Origin of the sequence: Paenibacillus sp. GCM10027630, from assembly GCF_042676305.1 — a bacterium.
Classification (GTDB): domain Bacteria; phylum Bacillota; class Bacilli; order Paenibacillales; family NBRC-103111; genus Paenibacillus_S.
The window spans coordinates 93,744-111,523 of sequence record NZ_JBHTGY010000003.1 but is presented as its reverse complement, the minus strand read 5'-3'; the positions used below and the strand labels follow the sequence as shown (position 1 = coordinate 111,523).

Here is a 17,780-nt window from a genome sequence, read left to right as displayed (position 1 = left end):
ATTTTAACAAAAATGAAATTCTGTCGCATTGAAAGCGCTTCAAATGAGCTGTAGTATTACAAATATAATAAACAATGCAAGTAGAGAGGGGTATAAACATGAGAAAATCCGTTTCAACGATTTTAACGGCTTTACTGCTATCGGTATCTTTAGTCGGCTGTGGAGGGCAGCAGGCCGCTACGGACAAAAAGCCGGAGACACCGGCAAGTCCTAATGCATCCCAACAACAGCCAGCGCCTAAAAAGGGAGGCAAGCTGACGCTTTATTCGCCAAATGCAGCGGAAGTGAACAATCCGATTGTGAAAGAGTTTCAAGATCGTACCGGTATAGAGGTGCAGCTGATTTCTGGAGGTACCGGCGATTTGCTGAAACGGGTTCAGGCCGAGGCGGCTAATCCGCTTGGTGATGTATTCTGGGCAGGCGGCGCGGATTCTTTGGAAGCCTACAAGAAATATTTTGAGCCATACAAAACTAAGGAATTCGATAACCTGTCACCGCAGTACGTGGATAAGAATAATATATGGACTCCATTTGCCGCCCTGCCGATGATTATTATGTACAACAAGGATTTGGTAAAGCAAGGCGAAGAACCTAAGAGCTGGAACGATCTGCTGGATGCCAAATGGAAGGGCAAAATCGCGTTTGCAGACCCGGCCAAATCAGGCTCATCCTATACGCAATTAGTGACTATACTGACCGCTTATGGCAAGGAAGACAAGGGTTGGGACTTCGTTAAGAAATTTGTGACTAACTTGGATGGTAAAATTCTTTCCGGGTCGGGTCTTGTTTATAAGGGCGTAGCGGAAAAAGAATTTGCTTTGGGCGTGACGTTGGAGGAAGCGGCGCTTCGATATGTTGAGGGCGGTGCAAAGGTTGGCATCATTTACCCATCAGAGGGCACCTCGGCCGTACCGGATGGAGCAGCGGTAATTAAAGGCGCTAAAAACATGGATCAAGCCAAGCAATTCATCGACTTCCTCGTTGGCAAGGATGTTCAAGCTCTAATTCAAAAAGAATTCAAACGCCGTTCCGTTCGCAAGGACGCTGAAACCGTACAGGGAGTGGCACAAACGAAAGACATCAAACTGGTTGATTACGATTTCGATTTTGCAGCAACCAAAAAAGACGATATCATCAAGCGCTTCGGTAAAATCGTAACAGGTCAAGAATAAAGAACGCTAAACCCAAGCGGTGCCTTACTTTAAGTGCGAGTTTAAAAAGTCAGCTTTTCAGCACGGAGAAGGTTGCGAGAACCTGAAGAAGGAGGAGCGGTGTGCAGGCAAAACCTGCATGAGCACCGGACTTCGAGGGTAACGCATCATTCGATGCCGAATAGGCTTCCTGGGTTACTCTGTGATCAAAAGGGGACTTTTTGAACAACCTCTTCAAGCTAAGGCATCCTTTTTTTTCAAGCAAGCAACGTATTGGAGGAACGAATATGCAAAAGATTGTTTTTGACCATGTGACCAAATATTTTGGCGGGCACCGGGCTGTGAATGATGCTCACTTTACGATAGAGGAAGGAGAGTTTTTCACCTTGCTGGGACCGAGCGGATGCGGCAAAACGACGCTGCTTCGTGCGATTGCCGGTTTTTATCGCCAGGAGGAAGGAAGCATCTACTTCGGAGCTCAGAAGATCAACGATGTCCCGACCCATGAGCGCAATATTGGCATGGTGTTTCAGAACTACGCGATCTTCCCGCACATGACCGTATACGAGAATGTGTGCTATGGGCTAAAAGCACGCAGCGTTCCGAAGAAGGAGATGGAGCAGCGGGTGATGGAAGCGCTTGAGCTTGTAGAGCTGACGCATCTGCGGGACCGCGTCCCCTCGGATATGAGCGGTGGCCAACAGCAGCGGATTGCGCTGGCTCGTGCCATAGTCATCCGTCCAGGGCTGCTGTTGATGGATGAACCACTGTCCAATCTGGATGCCAAGCTGCGGATCAAGATGCGTTCGGATATTCGCCGATTGCAAAAGGAGCTGAATATCACCACGATCTATGTCACACACGATCAGGAGGAGGCGCTGGCTGTATCGGACCGGATTGCGGTTATGAGTGAGGGGCAAATCCAGCAAATTGCTTCGCCTCAAGATATTTATGCTTATCCCGAGAACCAGTTTGTTGCCAATTTTATCGGAACCTCCAACTTCCTGGAAGGAGAGTGTGCGGCTAACGGTGAAGCAGCGACGATCCGTTTGTTGGGAGAAAAGTTTCATTTACGGACTAATAAAACTTATCAAGGCAAAGTGATTTTTGCACTTCGTCCCGAGAGAATCAAGCTTCAAGCCCAACTATCTGAAAATACGCTTGCGGGTCAAATTGAAAGTGTCACATTTCTTGGAGAAAAAGCGAGCTACTTGATCCGTTTAGCTGAAGGTATGTTAATTGATGTACAGGAGCACGCTATCGAGCCGCAATCCTTAAGGAAAGAGAAGGATCGGATCTTCGTAAATCTCCAACTGGAGAAAACGACCATGTTTGACCAGAGCGGGAAGGAGGTCCTGTATCGTGCATCCTTCTAGTGTTACACCGAATGCAGGACGGTTCTCATCAGGTCTTAAGCTTCGGTTAAAAGGCTGGGATTTCTGGACATGGGTTACAGTAGTTGTGTATGTTTTTATGTTTGCTTTCATCGTATACCCTTTGTTTTCGCTGCTGTTCAATAGTTTTTTCAATGACAAGGGCTTGTTTTCCCTTGAGAATTATGCCAATTTCATCAAGCTGAAATATTTTTACAGTGCCTTATGGAATAGCTTGAAGGTATCATTTTTCACTACCGTTTTTGCCATACTTATCGGTGTTCCGCTAGCTTATGTGAATGCCCGTTATAATATCAAATGCAAGGGACTCATTCAGATCATGGTCATTATGTCCCTGCTGTCCCCGCCGTTTATCGGTGCTTATTCGTGGATATTAATGCTCGGAAACAACGGGTTTCTGACCAATTTTCTGCACAGCCTTGGCATCCCGTTCTCCTCTGTTTATGGGTGGAAGGGCATCGTATTTGTTTTTACGCTGCAGTTTTATCCTCATATCTTTTTATATGTGACAGGTGCTTTGAAAACAATCGACACCTCGCTTGAGGAAGCAGCGGAAAGCCTGGGACGCTCAAGCTTTCACAGGCTGCGGACTGTAACGCTGCCGCTTATTTTCCCAACACTTTCCGCAGGCGCGTTAATGGTGTTTATGGCGGCATTTGCCGATTTCGGTACGCCGATGCTGCTCGGGCAAGGGTTTAAAGTACTGCCTATTCTTGCCTATGAACAGTTTATTAGTGAAATGGGCGGAAACCCTGCCATGGCGAGCACGCTTAGTGTCATTTTAATCGTATGCTCAACGGCAATTTTGTTTTTGCAGCGTTATTTTGTGTCCAGAAAAAATTACAATACAAGCGGGATGCGGACGCCCAAAATCAAACAATTGAAGCCGCTGCCGAAATTTTTATTTACTGCTGCCGCACTGTTTGTGGCATGTGTGTCCATGATACCGCAAGCGACAGTCATCGTAACTTCATTTATCAAAACAAAGGGGCCGGTTTTTCAATCGGGCTTCAGCTTGGGCAGCTACAAAGAAATTTTATTCCGCGTGCCTAAAGCTATCGCTAATACTTACACCTTCTCCTTAATCTCAATAGTTATTATGATTGTAATGGGAATGCTGATTGCCTATGTGCTGGTTAGACGTAAATCGAAGGTTACGGCTATGCTGGATGGATTGCTCATGATCCCCTATGTCATGCCAGGTACCGTGCTCGGGATAAGTCTTATCATTGCTTTCAACAACCCGCCGTTTGTTCTAACCGGTACATGGGTTATTCTAGTTATTGCTTATGTCGTGCGAAAGCTGCCTTATACCATTCGTTCGAGTACGGCGATTTTACATCAGCTTGACCGAAGCGTAGAAGAGGCCTCGATAAGTCTCGGCGTTCCGCCAATGAAAACCTTCTTCAAGACAACAGGTCGCTTAATGGCGCCTGGCGTGCTGTCCGGGGCGATTCTTAGCTGGGTTACAACGATCAATGAGCTAAGCTCCACCGTCGTTTTGTACTATGGAGCAACGGCAACGATCTCGGTGACGATTTACAGTGAAGTATTTACATCTAACTATGGCACTGGAGCGGCACTAGCCTCTATGCTGTCGCTTAGCACGTTGATTTCACTTTTGATTGCTAACAAGCTAAGTAAAAAAGGGCTGCAGCTGTAAGCTGTAATACATCGATGCTTCCGCGCTCGAACCGTGCTACAATGAGGCGTAAGAATGCTGGAAACATGGAGGATAAATCGTGAGGAAACAGCAGCTGCTGCTAACCATAGCTATCATGTTAACCTTTGTATGCGCAGGGGCAGGTTACTATTTATGGTATAGCCCTCAGGACAAAGCTTCCCCCCGCAAAGATATAGAAATCGTTACGCTTACTATATGGGTTTACAGCAAAGAATGGAGCCAGCTTCTTGCCGATTTTCAGCGGAAGCATCCGCAAATCAGTATGGACATCCGAACTTTTCGATCCAGCGAACAGCTAATGAATGAATTGGTCGCAGCCGTATCGGCGAATACGGGCCCTCAGCTGGCTGAGGTTCACAGCTTTTACGGGATAACTCAGCTGGCTGATAGCGAGGCGATCGTTCCTTTGGAGAATTGGGTAGACTCCAGTCTCATGGTACCTGCCTTTTCCACCCCTTTTCAATATAAAGAGCATCAATGGGCTGTCCCGCTGGGCGGGAGTTTGCCGGTTCTCTTCTACAAAGAAGATTTGTCCAAACGTGAAGTGCTTGAGCCCAAGGTTTTCGCAGGATGGGATGAGGTCATAGAGGCTGCCGAGCGAATGATCAAGGATTCAGGGAGCGGGGCGGAGGAAAAAAATGGACTTGCCGTAGATACAGAGCTTCCATGGTTCTTCGAAAATTTATATTATAACCCTGCTGACCAAAAGGAATGGGAAACGGCAGGACCGGCCTTAACATTGTGGGAAGATTGGGTACATGGCAGAAAAGTAATGGAGCCGCTTAATCATCATATGGCTGCCAGTAAGTTTATAAGCGGGAAAATCGGTTTTTTCTTATCCTCATCCGATAAGCTGCCCATTGTTGAACGTTATGTCGGCGGTAAATTTGTATTTCGAATGAGTGATTTTCCTCCTCTAACAGGGCAAGGGATTGTTCCCAAAGTTGACGGGATGGTTGTCCTCAAGTCAGACAGTATGAAAGAAAAGGCAGAGCAAGCGTTCATTCGCTATATGATGGAAGATCAAACCCAAATGAATATATGGAAAAATATGGGTATTATCCCGGCGAGAATTGAGACCATTGGAAAATTACTACAAGGCAACTTAGACCCTCAAAGAAAAAGACTGCTGGACCCTGCATTGTTGTTGCTAGCAAAGCTCCCTTCTCCCGAGGATGTTATCCGGTGGAAAAAGAGGAATGAGGTATTGGAGCAATTGGAATTGTTACCTGGCGTCCCTATAACAGAGTGGAAGAAAAAAATGGTTATACCATAAAGTCGTAAGAAAGGAACATAACATATGAACATTGATACGATCTCCATTAAAGGCAGCGGAGAATGGAATGAAGATGCGTTGGTCATGAATGAAGGTTTGCATATTTATGGAGTATTGGATGGAGCCACATCAATTCATCCTTACCGGGGGCCGAATCAGGAAACCTGCGGGTACTTGGCTTCCGCTTGTATAAAGCATTATCTGGAGGATTTGCGGGCGGAGGAAGTTGACAGTACTACTCTGAAGCAAGTGGTCATTCAGGCTAACAAGCGATTAAGGGATAAAATGGTGGAAGCAGGAGTAAACATTGCCGACAAGGTTTCTTTGTGGACGAGTGCGCTAGCCCTGATCCGTGTCCACGACTACAGTGTGGATTATGCCCAAGTCGGAGATTGTATGATCGCGGCTGTTTATGAAGATAAGAGTGTTCGGGTTGTATCGCGAGATCAAGTGGCGCATATTGACCTGGAATCCAAGCGAATTTGGGAAGAGGGCATTCGTAACGGCATCACGAGTCGCGAGCAGCTCTGGGAAATGGTAAAGCCCGTTATTATAAAGAACAAATCCCGGATGAATACGATTGGCGGATATTCGGTATTAAGCGGTGAGCCGGAGCTGGCCGATTTGGTCGAGTACGGCACTCTCAATCGAATTAACCTGAAAGCAATGCTAATGGTGACCGATGGATTATTTCATCCTGTAGAGCGCGGAAGCAATGATTCGGGAGGGTTGGAAAGATTGGTTCAGGCGGTTATGGAAAAATCATTATCCTCGTATGCGGATTGGTTAATATCGTTAGAGGTTGAGGACTCTAACTGCCAGAAATACCCTCGCTTTAAAGTGTCGGACGATAAGACGGCAGTGTGGATACAATTTTAATCATGGATGACTAAGGGCGGATCAAATGGAGTTATCATTTGTCTGTCCTTTTTAACAAAATTTATACGTTTTGGGGCTGTCCCAAAAGACATTTCTGAATTTTCGAACTTCCACTCTGATGGGAATTTCCTTACAAAAAAGACGCTTACATCCCCACTTGCATAGTGGTTTTGGAGGCGTCTTTGTACTTGGTTTGGGACTGATTCATTCACTTTCTGGCCTGTCGAACGGAGACGGAGTCCTCTGCTGATTAATGCCGGATCCTCAGGACGTCCGCCAGCCACCATGCACTGACACCCTTTTGGGATAGCCCATATTTTGATTTTTGGAAGGTAGAGGTACGGACTCGAACGTATGGAAGCCAATAGATTTCGATGAGCCTACGGGTCTTTGATCGCGTGGGGTTCGACCGACCACCATGCAACGCCACAACGCGCGTTTTCGGGAGCCGTTTACGTGGGAAGGTAATTATAGCCAACTCTATATAGAGTGCAGGGGAAGTCTCTCTTGCGGTGGTGGTGGGGGACATGATGAACACTTTCATCTATCCTGTGCTATGTCTTTGGATCCATCTACCAAGAATTCCGCTGACTAACGGAACGTCAATGCGCTATTTGTTGGAAACCCATCTAATTTCATGAAGTCGCGGAACTACGATACGTTATTCCGACTTTAATAGACTGAAATGCCCTATTTTAAACAAATAAGAGATCCTAGTTCCGCTTAACTCGAATAATATCGTTAAAACAATGAAATAGCGCACCTCACTTCCGTCTAGGCGAGCGATTGGCAGCTCACACGCAGTGCTAAAGGGGAAGAGGGCTATGAATACCGGATCGAAAACCGAACCGGTTAGTAAGAAAGAAGGGGCAGGCCGCACAGCGTAGAACTTAGAAAAGTAATTTTGAACGGGAGCTTTACCTTTTTAGTTTTGCGTACACTCTCGGGCAATTCCAGTGCTGGCATTCCAGAAGTTAAGAAAATTCTTAACGGATGTAAAGTTCCGTTATTTAATCCGTTTCGTCAAATTCGAGACGATAGAGGAAGCTGCAGTTCCTTTATTTAGGAAAATGCAGGCATTTTACCTACAAAAAGAAGAGATAACGGAAAGAAGTGTTACTCTATTTCACGGTTTTTGTGCTTTCTATGGAAATAACGGAATGATCACTTCCGCTATTATATCTTCAACCGTGGGTGCAGCAACTATGTTCAAGTCACAGCGAGACCTCATAAACCGACCGCCATGCAATGCCGCAACACGCGCCCATGGGATTCATCCCAGCAAGCTCAACTTTTACAGAAGTGCATATCCAATAAGAAGTGAGTCATAATCCAGAGGTAATGCCGCAGTTTAGGTGTGTAGTGGATGCAAGCAACTATGTTCAGGTCACAGCGAAACCCCTTATTGGGATTCATCCCAGCAAGCTCAACTTTTACATAAGTGCATATCCAATAAGCAGTGAGTCATAATCCAGAGGTAATGCCGCAGTTTAGGTGTGTAGTGGATGCAAGCAACTATGTTCAGGTCACAGCGAAACCCCTTATTGGGATTCATCCCAGCAAGCTCAACTTTTACATAAGTGCATATCCAATAAGCAGTGAGTCATAATCCAGAGGTAATGCCGCAGTGTAGGTGTGTAGTGGATGCAAGCAACTATGTTCAGGTCACAGCGAGACCCCTTATTGGGATTCATCCAAATTAACTTATACAGAAGTGCATATCCAATAAGCAGTGAGTCATAATTCAGAGGTGATGCCGCAGTGTAGGTGTGTAGCGGATGCAGCAACTGTGTTCAGGCCACAGCGAGACTCCAAAATGGGATTCATCCCAGCAAGCTCAACTTTTACAGAAGTACATATCCAATAAGCAGTGAGTCCTAATCCAGAGGTAATGCCGCAGTTTAGGTGTGTAGCTGTAGGGGAGAGATGCCGTAATCCGATCTGCATCCGATCTGCATGGATCCGTATCCTGCACCCCTATCCCATTTGTGGGCGCAAACATAAAATGTACATGGAGAAGCTCTAGCCGTTCACACTTGTCGCGAATGAGCAAAAGATGATTTATTTGGTATTGTGTTTTATAATTCGATAAGAGAGCATTGCTATTCCATACTAACTATCACGATCATCGCTTAGAGTCATTGCATATAAAGGAAGGAAAAGTGAGCACAAGTGATAGAGGAACCATTAGAGGTTTTAAAGGTACATATTGAGCAAGCCGGATATGAAGGACAGGCCGATGTTATCAAACAGATTAATTTTGATGTACGGCAAGGCGAGCTTGTTGGATTGCTGGGACCTAACGGTGCAGGGAAGAGTACAACGATCAAGAGTATTCTTGGCTTGCTGAAGGATTTTAAAGGAGAGATTTCCTTTTATGGTGAACGGAGGAGCTACGCGTATATTCCTGAGCATCCGATTCTTTATGACGAGCTGACGTTATGGGAGCATATGGAGTTTGCGGCCGCTGTTTATGAGCTGGATAGAACCGTTTTTCTGGATAGAGCGGATGATTTATTGCGCCGTTTTAGGCTTTTGGATGAAAAACATCATCTGCCCGGAAAATTTTCCAAAGGAATGCAGCAGAAAATAATGCTAATTCTCGGATTTCTTAACAAGCCGGATGTGTACATCGTGGACGAGCCTTTCATAGGGTTAGATCCTAAAGCCATTAAGGATTTCCTTGGTATGCTGGATGAGGAACGCAAGCGAGGTGCGGGCATTCTGATGAGTACCCATGTGCTGGATACAGCCGAACGAATTTGTACCTCTTTCGTGCTTCTCTCGGGTGGCAGGCTGGTAGCTAACGGTACGCTGCAGGACATTCAAAAGCAGTGCGGCATGCCGGACGCTCCCTTATTCGATTGCTTTCATTCCTTATTATGATGGGGGGCGGCACATTGAAGAGCAGCCGGCAGCTTTTTATTCGACGAGTTTTTTCCGATTGGGGCTATCAGTACAGAGCGCTGCGAACAGCAGTGGATTGGATTATAGCTTTATATTTTGTAATCCCCTTGCTGCTTGTAGTAGGCTATCAATATTATTCGTTTTGGCAGCTTCAGCCTGCATGGTTTAGTTGGATTCCTTTACCTGTTGTTGCTGCAGTATTCTATTTATTTGCTTGGCTAGGGACCATTCGTTACTTTGTGGAGGAAGGGGATCAGCTGTTCCTTAGGCAGAATGAAAGCTGGTTTAAACATCTGATGGTTCTCGGATGGAGATACTCACTTATTTTACAGGGAGTTACTACTTTACTGCTAATGGTCGTGTTCCTTCCTTTATTGGTTCGAACCTTTAATTTTACTGCGGCACAGGTTGCATGCCTGTTTATTTTTACTTATCTCTTAAAAATAAACTTGGGACTGGCTCGCCAGTTGCTCGCTCTTCACCTGTACGGAATCGTTCTTTGGCTGGTACGAGTTGCGCTGTTTGCAGGGGGTTTCTTCTTGTACCAAGCTCCTGTCACTCATCTGAGTAATACGTTTGTTTATAGCTGGATTGGTATTGCGCTATTACTGGTGCTGCTTGTGTTCTTGAGTAAACTCCGGCTGCGGCAGAAGGGGGCTTTCTTCGCCGATATCGCTCGCGAGAGGGATTCACGCATGAGAATCGTATCTATCATGTTGATACAGGTTTCAGAGAGGAAACGCAGGCCTGCCCGCAAGCGTCCAATTATGTTCGGAAAATCTCAGCGGCTGTTCCGCGGCACAGGAGCGAGCAGCGGGTTATCCGATTTCCTGACCAAATCTTTCTTTCGTAATGGTACGCAATGGAAGCTAACTATCCAGTTTGTACTTGTGATGGGTCTCGGTTTGTTTTTCTTGCCGGAACCGCTCAAAATCATCGTCTGGATAGTCGCGGCATGCCTTCTGGCCTATTGGAGGAAGCTGTTCTGCAAGGAAGAATTATCTGCACCATTTCTTAAGCTGTTTGATATACAAGACAATGCCAAACATCAAGCACTCCAAGCGGCGCTGCCTGTTCTGGTACTGCCGGCTCTTCTATTAATCAGTCTATGTGTGGGCATTTCTTTCTTCACCTGGTGGGGACCTCTATTGATGCTGGGAGCTGCGATTCCTTTGGCTTACGGTGCATCGTCAGTCTTCACAAGCTGGTATTGAAATCAATCATAAAACGGGGCAATATCAGCCTAGCGAACCCTAGGCAAATATCAGGAAAATGTCGGGTTAATTATACCGAAAAATAGCGTTCCTCGCCCTATAGCTGGAATTTCTCATGCTAATTCTACGTGTTTTGGCTAATATCATCGATATTACCTATACTAGATGCAGTTTTTCCAGTTAGATTGCTTTCAAACGATATCCAGGCCGGATTAACGGGAGGATTTCCATCTATCGCCTTTCTTTCAACAGCGGCCCGAAAATCCTAGTCCCTTCAGAATTCCAATTTCATAAAGTCCTCTTTTGGAGAGTATAGGTGCTGTCCCCTAGTAGTTAAAGCTACTTTAGGGACAGCACCTTGTTTACTTTACAAAGGGACTCGTAGGGTTCGACCTGCTGCCATGCAATGCCGCGACGCGCGCTCGGGATTCACGCGCGTTGGAAAAGATGAATGCAGCCTAGTCTTATGACAATATAGCAAGAGCCTGTTGGATAGTCTCGGCGACGATGCTTTCGGCATGCTGGCCGGAAGTCAGCATGCGGGTGCCTTGTCCTGCCCACAAGGACATATAATCCGCTTTGCTTTGCTGGGCAGCCGCGTTTCTAATGTCCCGCGTCACTGTGTTTTGCGTGGGGAAAGGGAGGGGCTCTATGCCGCTCGCATCCCATTGCTTAATAAATGGGTTTATAACTCCTCTCGCAGGGCGGCCTGAGAATGCTTTGGTTAAGACTGTGCTCTCCTCCGTACTTTCCATCAATGCTTGTTTGTAAGAGGAGTGTGCTCCAGATTCAATGGCAGTCAGAAAACGGGTCCCCATCTGGACTCCTTGTGCCCCAAGCGCAAGGGCTGCGACAAGCCCGCGTCCATCCATAATGCCTCCAGCGGCAATGACTGGAATTTTGACTCGGTCAACGATTTGCGGCACTAAGGCAAAGGTACCGATATTTGCACCCATCGGATGCTTTGAAATATCAAAGGTCCCTCTATGCCCCCCAGCTTCGCCTCCTTGAGCAACAATTGCATCGCATCCCGCCCGCTCAGCCAAGATCGCTTCGTTTACGGTAGTTACCATTGCAATAACTCGAATACCGGCCGATTGGGCCTGTTGCATTAATGCATCTGGAAGAACGCCAAAGGCCGTACTTATGACAGGCACCTGTTCTTCCAACAGCACCGCGAACTGTTCTTCAAAACGGTTCGGTGTTTGCACGGGATGCGCGGAAGCATGAGGGATTTCAAGTATATCCCGAGTCCGGTTCAGCTCTCGCTGGACTTCCCCGATTCTTGAATTATCGTCAGCAGCATGAGTCACAAATAAGTTGACAGCGAAGGGTGCGTTCGTCAATTGGCGGATTTTGAGAATGGTTTGGCGGATCGCTGCAGGCTCCATATAAGCTGCTCCCAGAGTACCCATTCCACCTGCACGGGATACTGCAGCCACTAGCTCTGCTGTTGAAGGGCCACCCGCCATTCCAGCCAGGAAGATAGGATAACGGATATTAAACAATTGGCAAAGCTTTGTTTCGAGTTGAATGCTCATGATAGTGATCTCCTTTATATGGATTTGGGGCAAATTTCTATTGGTTTTACCCTAAGTAGCTTGAGCTCCCAGGAGGAGCTTGTACCTGAGCCTGAATATCTCTACTATTTTCCACACACTTTAGATGATACCGCATTCGCCAAAAAAACGGAATTAGGCCACTCAGTATTCATGGTTCTTCCTGCCATCGGGAGTGCTGTGGCATCCAGTGAATAGGACAAATATAAGGCAAATGTGAAAAAATGGGGTCCAAAAGAGTAATGAAGGTTTACAAAGCCGCTTATGAGAGGTATAACAAAAAATAAGACCTTTGTGACCCTAAGCGGGGAAGTACAGCCGCTTCGTGGTTTGTCATGCCAGACTCGAAGAAAGGTGTGTGATAGAGATGAAAGTAGCCGTACTCGGCTGTGGAATCATGGGTCAAACCCATGCCAGGAATTATGCGGTTATGCCGGGGGTTGAGCTTGCCGGTGTTTGTGATGAGCAGGAGGAGCTGGGCGCACAGCTTGCAGCAGACTGTGGTACGACCGCTTATACGCAGTTTGAAGAAATGATCGCTGCGGTCAAACCCGATGTGATCAGTATTTGTCTACCGACCTATCTGCATAAGCCTTATGTCATCTTGGCCGCACAAGCTGGCATACATATTATTTGCGAGAAGCCGATAGCTCCTTCCTTGGAGGAGGCTAATGAGTTGATCCGTGTTTGTGAACAAAACCATGTCCGGTTGTTCATAGCACATGTCGTCCGTTTCTTCCCGAATTATACCGATATGTCGCGCAGAATCCATCAAGGGGGAATCGGTAAAGTCGGAGTTGCACATACGAAGCGCGTTGGAGGACATCCTGGAAAAGCTAAGCCTTGGTATGGCAACAAAGCCAAAAGCGGCGGCGTTATTCTTGATTTGCTGATTCATGACATAGATTATTTGCGCAGCGTGCTCGGTGAAGTTCAGTCGGTTTTTGCGATGAACCGGACCAGCATGCAGATGGATTATGCCTTGGTTACCCTTCGTTTCCAAAGTGGCGCCATTGCTAATTTGGAAGGGTATTGGGGCTATCCGGGTCCTTTCACAACTGCGGTGGAGTTTGCCGGAAACAAAGGCATTATTCGTTTTAGCTCGAATGAAGTATCCTCGGTTCGTCTGCAGAAGGCTCCCTCGGAGCTAAAGGAAAGCAGTCCGCAGGTAGCGGTTCCCTCAAGCCCGGCTTTTCATGATCCCTACTACTATGAGCTGATGCATTTTATCAATTGTATAGTGAAGGATGAAGCGCCAATCGTCACAACAGAGGATGCCTACAGAGCTATGGAAATCGCTTTTGCAGCAATGGAATCCGCAGAGTCGGGCAAGCCTGTTTTCTTCAAGGAATCTGACGGACTGTCTGTCAAGGAGGGTTGATGGAAATGACTAAAGTAAAAATAGGGATGATCAGCTTCGCGCACTCTCATGCCAACAGCTATTTACAAGAGCTGCTAGTGATGCCGGAGGTTGAAATTGTAGGTATTGCCGACGAAGACAGAGCACGCGTTGAAGCTGTAACCGGCAATCATGGAATCGCTTATTACGAAGATTATCATGCTCTCCTGGCCGCTGATTTGGACGCGGTGATCATATGCTCGGAGAACGTACACCACGCCCGCATTACGATGGATGCCGCGAATGCCGGCAAGCATGTGTTATGCGAGAAGCCGTTAGGGATAACTGTCAGTGAGATGCGCTTAATGATCGACACATGTGAGCGTAACCAGGTTCAACTAATGACAGCATTCCCCTGCCGCTATTTGCCGGCTGTGATCGAAGCCAAGCAAGCAATAGACCGCGGCGAAATCGGCAGTATCATAGCAGTCAAAGGAACGAACCGCGGCACGATGCCGGGGAGATGGTTCATTGACCCCGTCTTGTCAGGTGGCGGTGCTATCCTTGACCATACGGTCCATGTCATGGATTTGATGCGCTGGATAGTCCGCAGCGAACCGGCTACCGTCTATGCAGAATCGGGCAAGCTGTTTCACGACATCCCTGTAGAGGATGCAGGGATGGTACATATCCAATTTGACAGCGGCGTAGTAGGCGTTATCGATACGAGTTGGTCACGCAGCAAATCGTTCCCGTTCTGGGGTGATGTTACAATGGAAATCATCGGCACGGAAGGTGTAATTAGCGTTGATGCTTTTGCCCAGAAAAACGAGATCTACGAGGATGATAAGCTTAAGGCTCAATGGAGCTACTGGGGTGATCGAATGGATAGCTATTTGGTGCATGCGTTCGTTCAGTCCATAGCTGAAGGTCATAGGGTCCCGATTACCGGAGAGGATGGTCTGCAGGCGACAGCTGTCGCGCTTGCAGCTTACGAATCGGTGAAGCGCAAAGATACGATTGCGATAAGCGAGCTGTTGGAGGCATAAGCTGTCGGGTATGGGAATGCTCCTTTAGCTGGGACTTCAAGGAATGAAGGAAAGTCAGCCGCCGATGTGCGGGACTGACTTTTCTTTTTTTACGCCAGAATTTATCTGTTCCGGGGCTCCATGCAAAGTATCTGAATCAACTTCGAAGCAAGACCCCAACTTTGTGGGGAATTTTTAGCATGGATTCCGAAAAAAGGTTTATACTTTGAAAGAGCAAATGAAAAGAACAATTGAAAAATGAGATTAATTGGGGGAATTGCTATTGCGGTTTGCGCAGCGACTTTATTATTCGGGTATGGCTTTGACTCTATTGTTAATTGTAGCAGGGGAGTTAATTTGGCTGCCTGATCCACTGCGATTCGGAACTGGGTTTTATTGGATTGAAGCTCTGGATTTATTAGTTTATGTGGTTGCACTTATTCCATTATTATGGATGTCAGCATCAGTACTGATTATCTTAGCTATGCTGCGTAATCATGCAACTCATCATGCAGCTGCAGCTCTATTAAGAAGCGCAGCCGTGTTCGCCGCTGGAGCAGTTGCACTGTTCTTTATGCTTACGCAGCCCAAACAGCTGGAGTACTGGATGAGTGCTTTGGCTGCAGCCTGGTTGCTCATTTTTGTTGATTTAATGCTTAGTGAAAGAAAAAATCGAAGAATACCCGTTCGCAGCTTGTGGACGTTTATTGTAACGATTGGTTTGCTGGTTGTTTTATGCTGCCCAACGGGTTATTTGGTCACCTACCCGGGATTAACCGTCAATATGAACAGGTATGCACAGGCCTCTGGAGCAAGCGAGCATGGAGCAATAACAGGCGTCCTCGTGTTTGAAAGGCCTGCCTTCCCAATCGATTGGATATATGCGAAGCTACTGCCTCATTACGGGATTGAAGTTAATAAACTTCAGGTTTCTTTGGGGGAATACAACAAACAAGTACGAATCATGAAGGAGGATGCCAACGCTGCGGGGAGCGCCATTGCTTTTCAGAAGCTTGGACTGGGAAAAGGTATCACCTCGACTGGAGTTATTATCACGGCTACTACGAAAAACAGTCCTGTTGAAGGCATCCTCCAGCCAGGTGATGTGATAGAGGCAATCAACAGGCATAAAATTTCGAGTGCTCAGGAACTGACGGAGTTCATGGTATCGGTGACGCCTGGCAGCGAGGTGGAGGTTCAAGTGCTGCGCGATGCTAAACCGGTGACTTTTCGAACAAAAACTCAGGTAAATCCTACCGACCCAAGCAGGGCTGCTTTTGGAATTATTGTTAGCAATAAACTGCAATATGATATTCCACAAACCGTTAACTATCGCAGCTTTTTGCTTCATGAAGGAGGCCCGTCACATGGGGCTATGCTTGCCCTTACATTGATCGATCAGCTAAGCCCATGCGGCATAACTTATGGAAACAAGGTAGCGGGAACTGGAACGATCGAGGCGGACGGTTCAGTAGGTGCTGTCGGCGGATTGGAGCAAAAAGCTTATACCGTAAGCAGGACAGGGATAGATGTGTTTTTTGTGCCTTATTCCAATGAGCAGGATGCGAGAAAAGGAGCGCCAGGACTGCAAATCGTACCTGTTCGTACTTTGGATGATATGTTGAATTGGTTGAGGTTGCATCCTAAACAAGAGGGCAGCTCTTCCTGTTTTAAAGGTGCTTAGGAAGACCGCGGCGCAAACCTAATACGAGTGCTGCCATGGAATGAACTGAGAATTACCGCTGCGGAGCAGAAAGTTCCGTTATTCCATCTTCTTCGCCAAATTCGAGACGATAGCGGAATCGTTAATTCCGTTATTAGGAAGAAAGTGCAGCTTATACGTAAAAACGAAGAGATAGAGGAACGAATGGTTCCTCTATCTCTTCGTTTTTATGTTCTTTTTGGGAATACCGGAATGATGGCTTCCGCTATTAATTGAATCCTCGATGCAGCATCTTGCAGCCTGTTCAGGACTATTTAGTATATCACGCGAACCGGTCACAAATCGTTGCCTTTTGATGTGATTGAGATCACTAAGGGGGGGCCGTTCCTTCGTTTATACTTACAGTCATATCAAGTGACTTCAAAGGAGCGAATCCAATGCTAAGTGAAAAAACTATACAAACCATAAAGTCTACAGTACCTGTTCTGGAAGTGCATGGAACGGCTATCACCAAAAAGTTTTATGAGCTTCTATTTGCCAATCATCCCGAGCTGCTGAATATTTTCAATCATGCTAACCAAAAGCAAGGCAAGCAGCAGACTGCATTAGCTAATGCAGTATACGCAGCTGCACAGCATATAGATAAATTAGAAGCTATATTGCCGGTAGTTAAACAGATTGCCCATAAGCATCGGAGTTTAGGTGTCCGAGCCGAGCACTATCCAATTGTAGGGGAGCATCTGCTAGCAGCCATTCAAGAAGTGCTGGGCGAGGCGGCTAATGCTGAGATTCTGCGAGCTTGGGGAGAAGCCTATAACGTTATTGCCGATGTATTCATTAGTGTTGAGGCTGATATGTATAAGCAATCGCAAGGGCAGTATGGAGGGTGGGCTGAGTTTAGGCCATTCCGGGTAGCACGCAAGGTACAGGAGAGCGACGTAATTACTTCCTTTTACTTGGTTCCGCAGGATGGCGGAGCGATTGCAGCTTTTAAACCGGGTCAATATATTAGTGTAAACCTACAAATCCCAGGCGATCCCCATACTCATATTCGTCAATACAGCCTCTCAGATGCATCAGGGAAACCTTATTATAGAATTTCGGTTAAAAGGGAAGATTTGATCCAGGGGCGTCCCGCTGGAAAGGTTTCGGTATTTTTGCATGAGCAGGTTAAAGAAGGAGATGTTCTTGCAATCTCTGCGCCGGCAGGCGATTTTACTTTGGAGCAGCAGGATGCCAAGCCCGTAGTATTAATAAGCGGAGGGGTGGGATTAACTCCGATGATCAGCATGCTGAACACATTGGCAGAAACAGATCCGAGCCGTCCCGTGACCTTCATCCATGCCGCTCAACATGGAGATATGCACGCGATGCGCGAGCATGTGGAGGAGCTTGCGCTTGAGCATCCGCAATTATCCGTCTATTGGTGCTATGCCAAACCAACGGAGCGGGATCGGGTGGCAAACTCATTTCATAAAGAAGGTTTAATTGATTTTCCATGGCTGACAAGCGTTGTCGGCACTAAGGAGTCCAGCTTTTATTTTTGCGGACCGATACCTTTTATGAAGGCTGTCAATGAAATACTTAAAGAGTGGGGAGTTCGTGAGACGAACATTCATTATGAATTTTTTGGTCCGGCGAGCACATTGTAGAAGGTATACTTTACAGTTCCTTCATTGCATATAA

The 17,780-nt window shown here is 46.7% G+C and carries 12 protein-coding genes; 11 read left to right on the top strand and 1 reads right to left on the bottom strand.

Annotation, left to right across the window (positions count from 1 at the left end; genetic code table 11):
- Positions 1-98 precede the first annotated feature (98 nt).
- The 7 genes from ACFQ0C_RS02915 to ACFQ0C_RS02885 all read left to right on the top strand — a co-directional run bounded on the left by ACFQ0C_RS02915 (position 99) and on the right by ACFQ0C_RS02885 (position 10,505).
- On the top strand, positions 99-1,172 hold the full coding sequence (locus ACFQ0C_RS02915; protein WP_258214546.1) for an ABC transporter substrate-binding protein: 1,074 nt from the start codon (positions 99-101) through the stop codon (positions 1,170-1,172).
- Between the two features lie 266 nt (positions 1,173-1,438).
- Positions 1,439-2,527 (top strand): ABC transporter ATP-binding protein, encoded by a 1,089-nt coding sequence (locus ACFQ0C_RS02910; RefSeq protein ID WP_379363807.1) that lies wholly within the window; start codon positions 1,439-1,441, stop codon positions 2,525-2,527.
- Positions 2,514-4,208 (top strand): ABC transporter permease, encoded by a 1,695-nt coding sequence (locus ACFQ0C_RS02905; RefSeq protein WP_379363804.1) that lies wholly within the window; start codon positions 2,514-2,516, stop codon positions 4,206-4,208. The genes ACFQ0C_RS02910 and ACFQ0C_RS02905 overlap by 14 nt, the downstream gene beginning before the upstream one ends.
- Positions 4,209-4,287: 79 nt before the next feature.
- Positions 4,288-5,505, top strand: coding sequence for an extracellular solute-binding protein (locus ACFQ0C_RS02900; RefSeq protein WP_379363802.1), 1,218 nt, complete (start codon positions 4,288-4,290; stop codon positions 5,503-5,505).
- Positions 5,506-5,529: 24 nt separating this feature from the next.
- Positions 5,530-6,384, top strand: a complete 855-nt coding sequence (locus ACFQ0C_RS02895) for a protein phosphatase 2C domain-containing protein (RefSeq protein ID WP_379363800.1) — start codon at positions 5,530-5,532, stop codon at positions 6,382-6,384.
- Positions 6,385-8,556: 2,172 nt separating this feature from the next.
- Positions 8,557-9,270 carry an ABC transporter ATP-binding protein gene (locus ACFQ0C_RS02890; RefSeq protein WP_379363798.1) on the top strand — a complete coding sequence of 238 codons (714 nt, stop codon included), beginning with the start codon at positions 8,557-8,559 and terminating at the stop codon, positions 9,268-9,270.
- A gap of 14 nt (positions 9,271-9,284) precedes the next feature.
- The gene (locus ACFQ0C_RS02885) at positions 9,285-10,505 is read left to right on the top strand and encodes an ABC transporter permease (RefSeq protein ID WP_379363796.1); all 1,221 of its coding nucleotides are present in this window, start codon (positions 9,285-9,287) and stop codon (positions 10,503-10,505) included.
- A 464-nt stretch (positions 10,506-10,969) separates the two neighbouring features.
- On the opposite strand, the gene ACFQ0C_RS02880 is transcribed toward ACFQ0C_RS02885, so the two are convergent.
- Positions 10,970-12,046 carry an NAD(P)H-dependent flavin oxidoreductase gene (locus tag ACFQ0C_RS02880; RefSeq protein ID WP_379363794.1) on the bottom strand — a complete coding sequence of 359 codons (1,077 nt, stop codon included), beginning with the start codon at positions 12,044-12,046 and terminating at the stop codon, positions 10,970-10,972.
- 385 nt (positions 12,047-12,431) lie between these two features.
- On the opposite strand from ACFQ0C_RS02880, the gene ACFQ0C_RS02875 reads away from it, so the two are divergent.
- The 4 genes from ACFQ0C_RS02875 to hmpA all read left to right on the top strand — a co-directional run bounded on the left by ACFQ0C_RS02875 (position 12,432) and on the right by hmpA (position 17,746).
- Positions 12,432-13,445 carry a Gfo/Idh/MocA family protein gene (locus tag ACFQ0C_RS02875; RefSeq protein ID WP_379363792.1) on the top strand — a complete coding sequence of 338 codons (1,014 nt, stop codon included), beginning with the start codon at positions 12,432-12,434 and terminating at the stop codon, positions 13,443-13,445.
- Between the two features lie 5 nt (positions 13,446-13,450).
- Positions 13,451-14,452: a Gfo/Idh/MocA family protein gene (locus ACFQ0C_RS02870; protein WP_379363790.1), complete on the top strand. Its 1,002-nt coding sequence runs from the start codon at positions 13,451-13,453 to the stop codon at positions 14,450-14,452.
- A 262-nt stretch (positions 14,453-14,714) separates the two neighbouring features.
- Complete coding sequence (locus tag ACFQ0C_RS02865; RefSeq protein WP_379363788.1) at positions 14,715-16,115, top strand: PDZ domain-containing protein; 1,401 nt, start codon at positions 14,715-14,717, stop codon at positions 16,113-16,115.
- Between the two features lie 416 nt (positions 16,116-16,531).
- Positions 16,532-17,746, top strand: a complete 1,215-nt coding sequence (gene hmpA / locus ACFQ0C_RS02860; protein ID WP_379363786.1) for an NO-inducible flavohemoprotein — start codon at positions 16,532-16,534, stop codon at positions 17,744-17,746.
- The last annotated feature ends 34 nt before the right edge of the window (positions 17,747-17,780 follow it).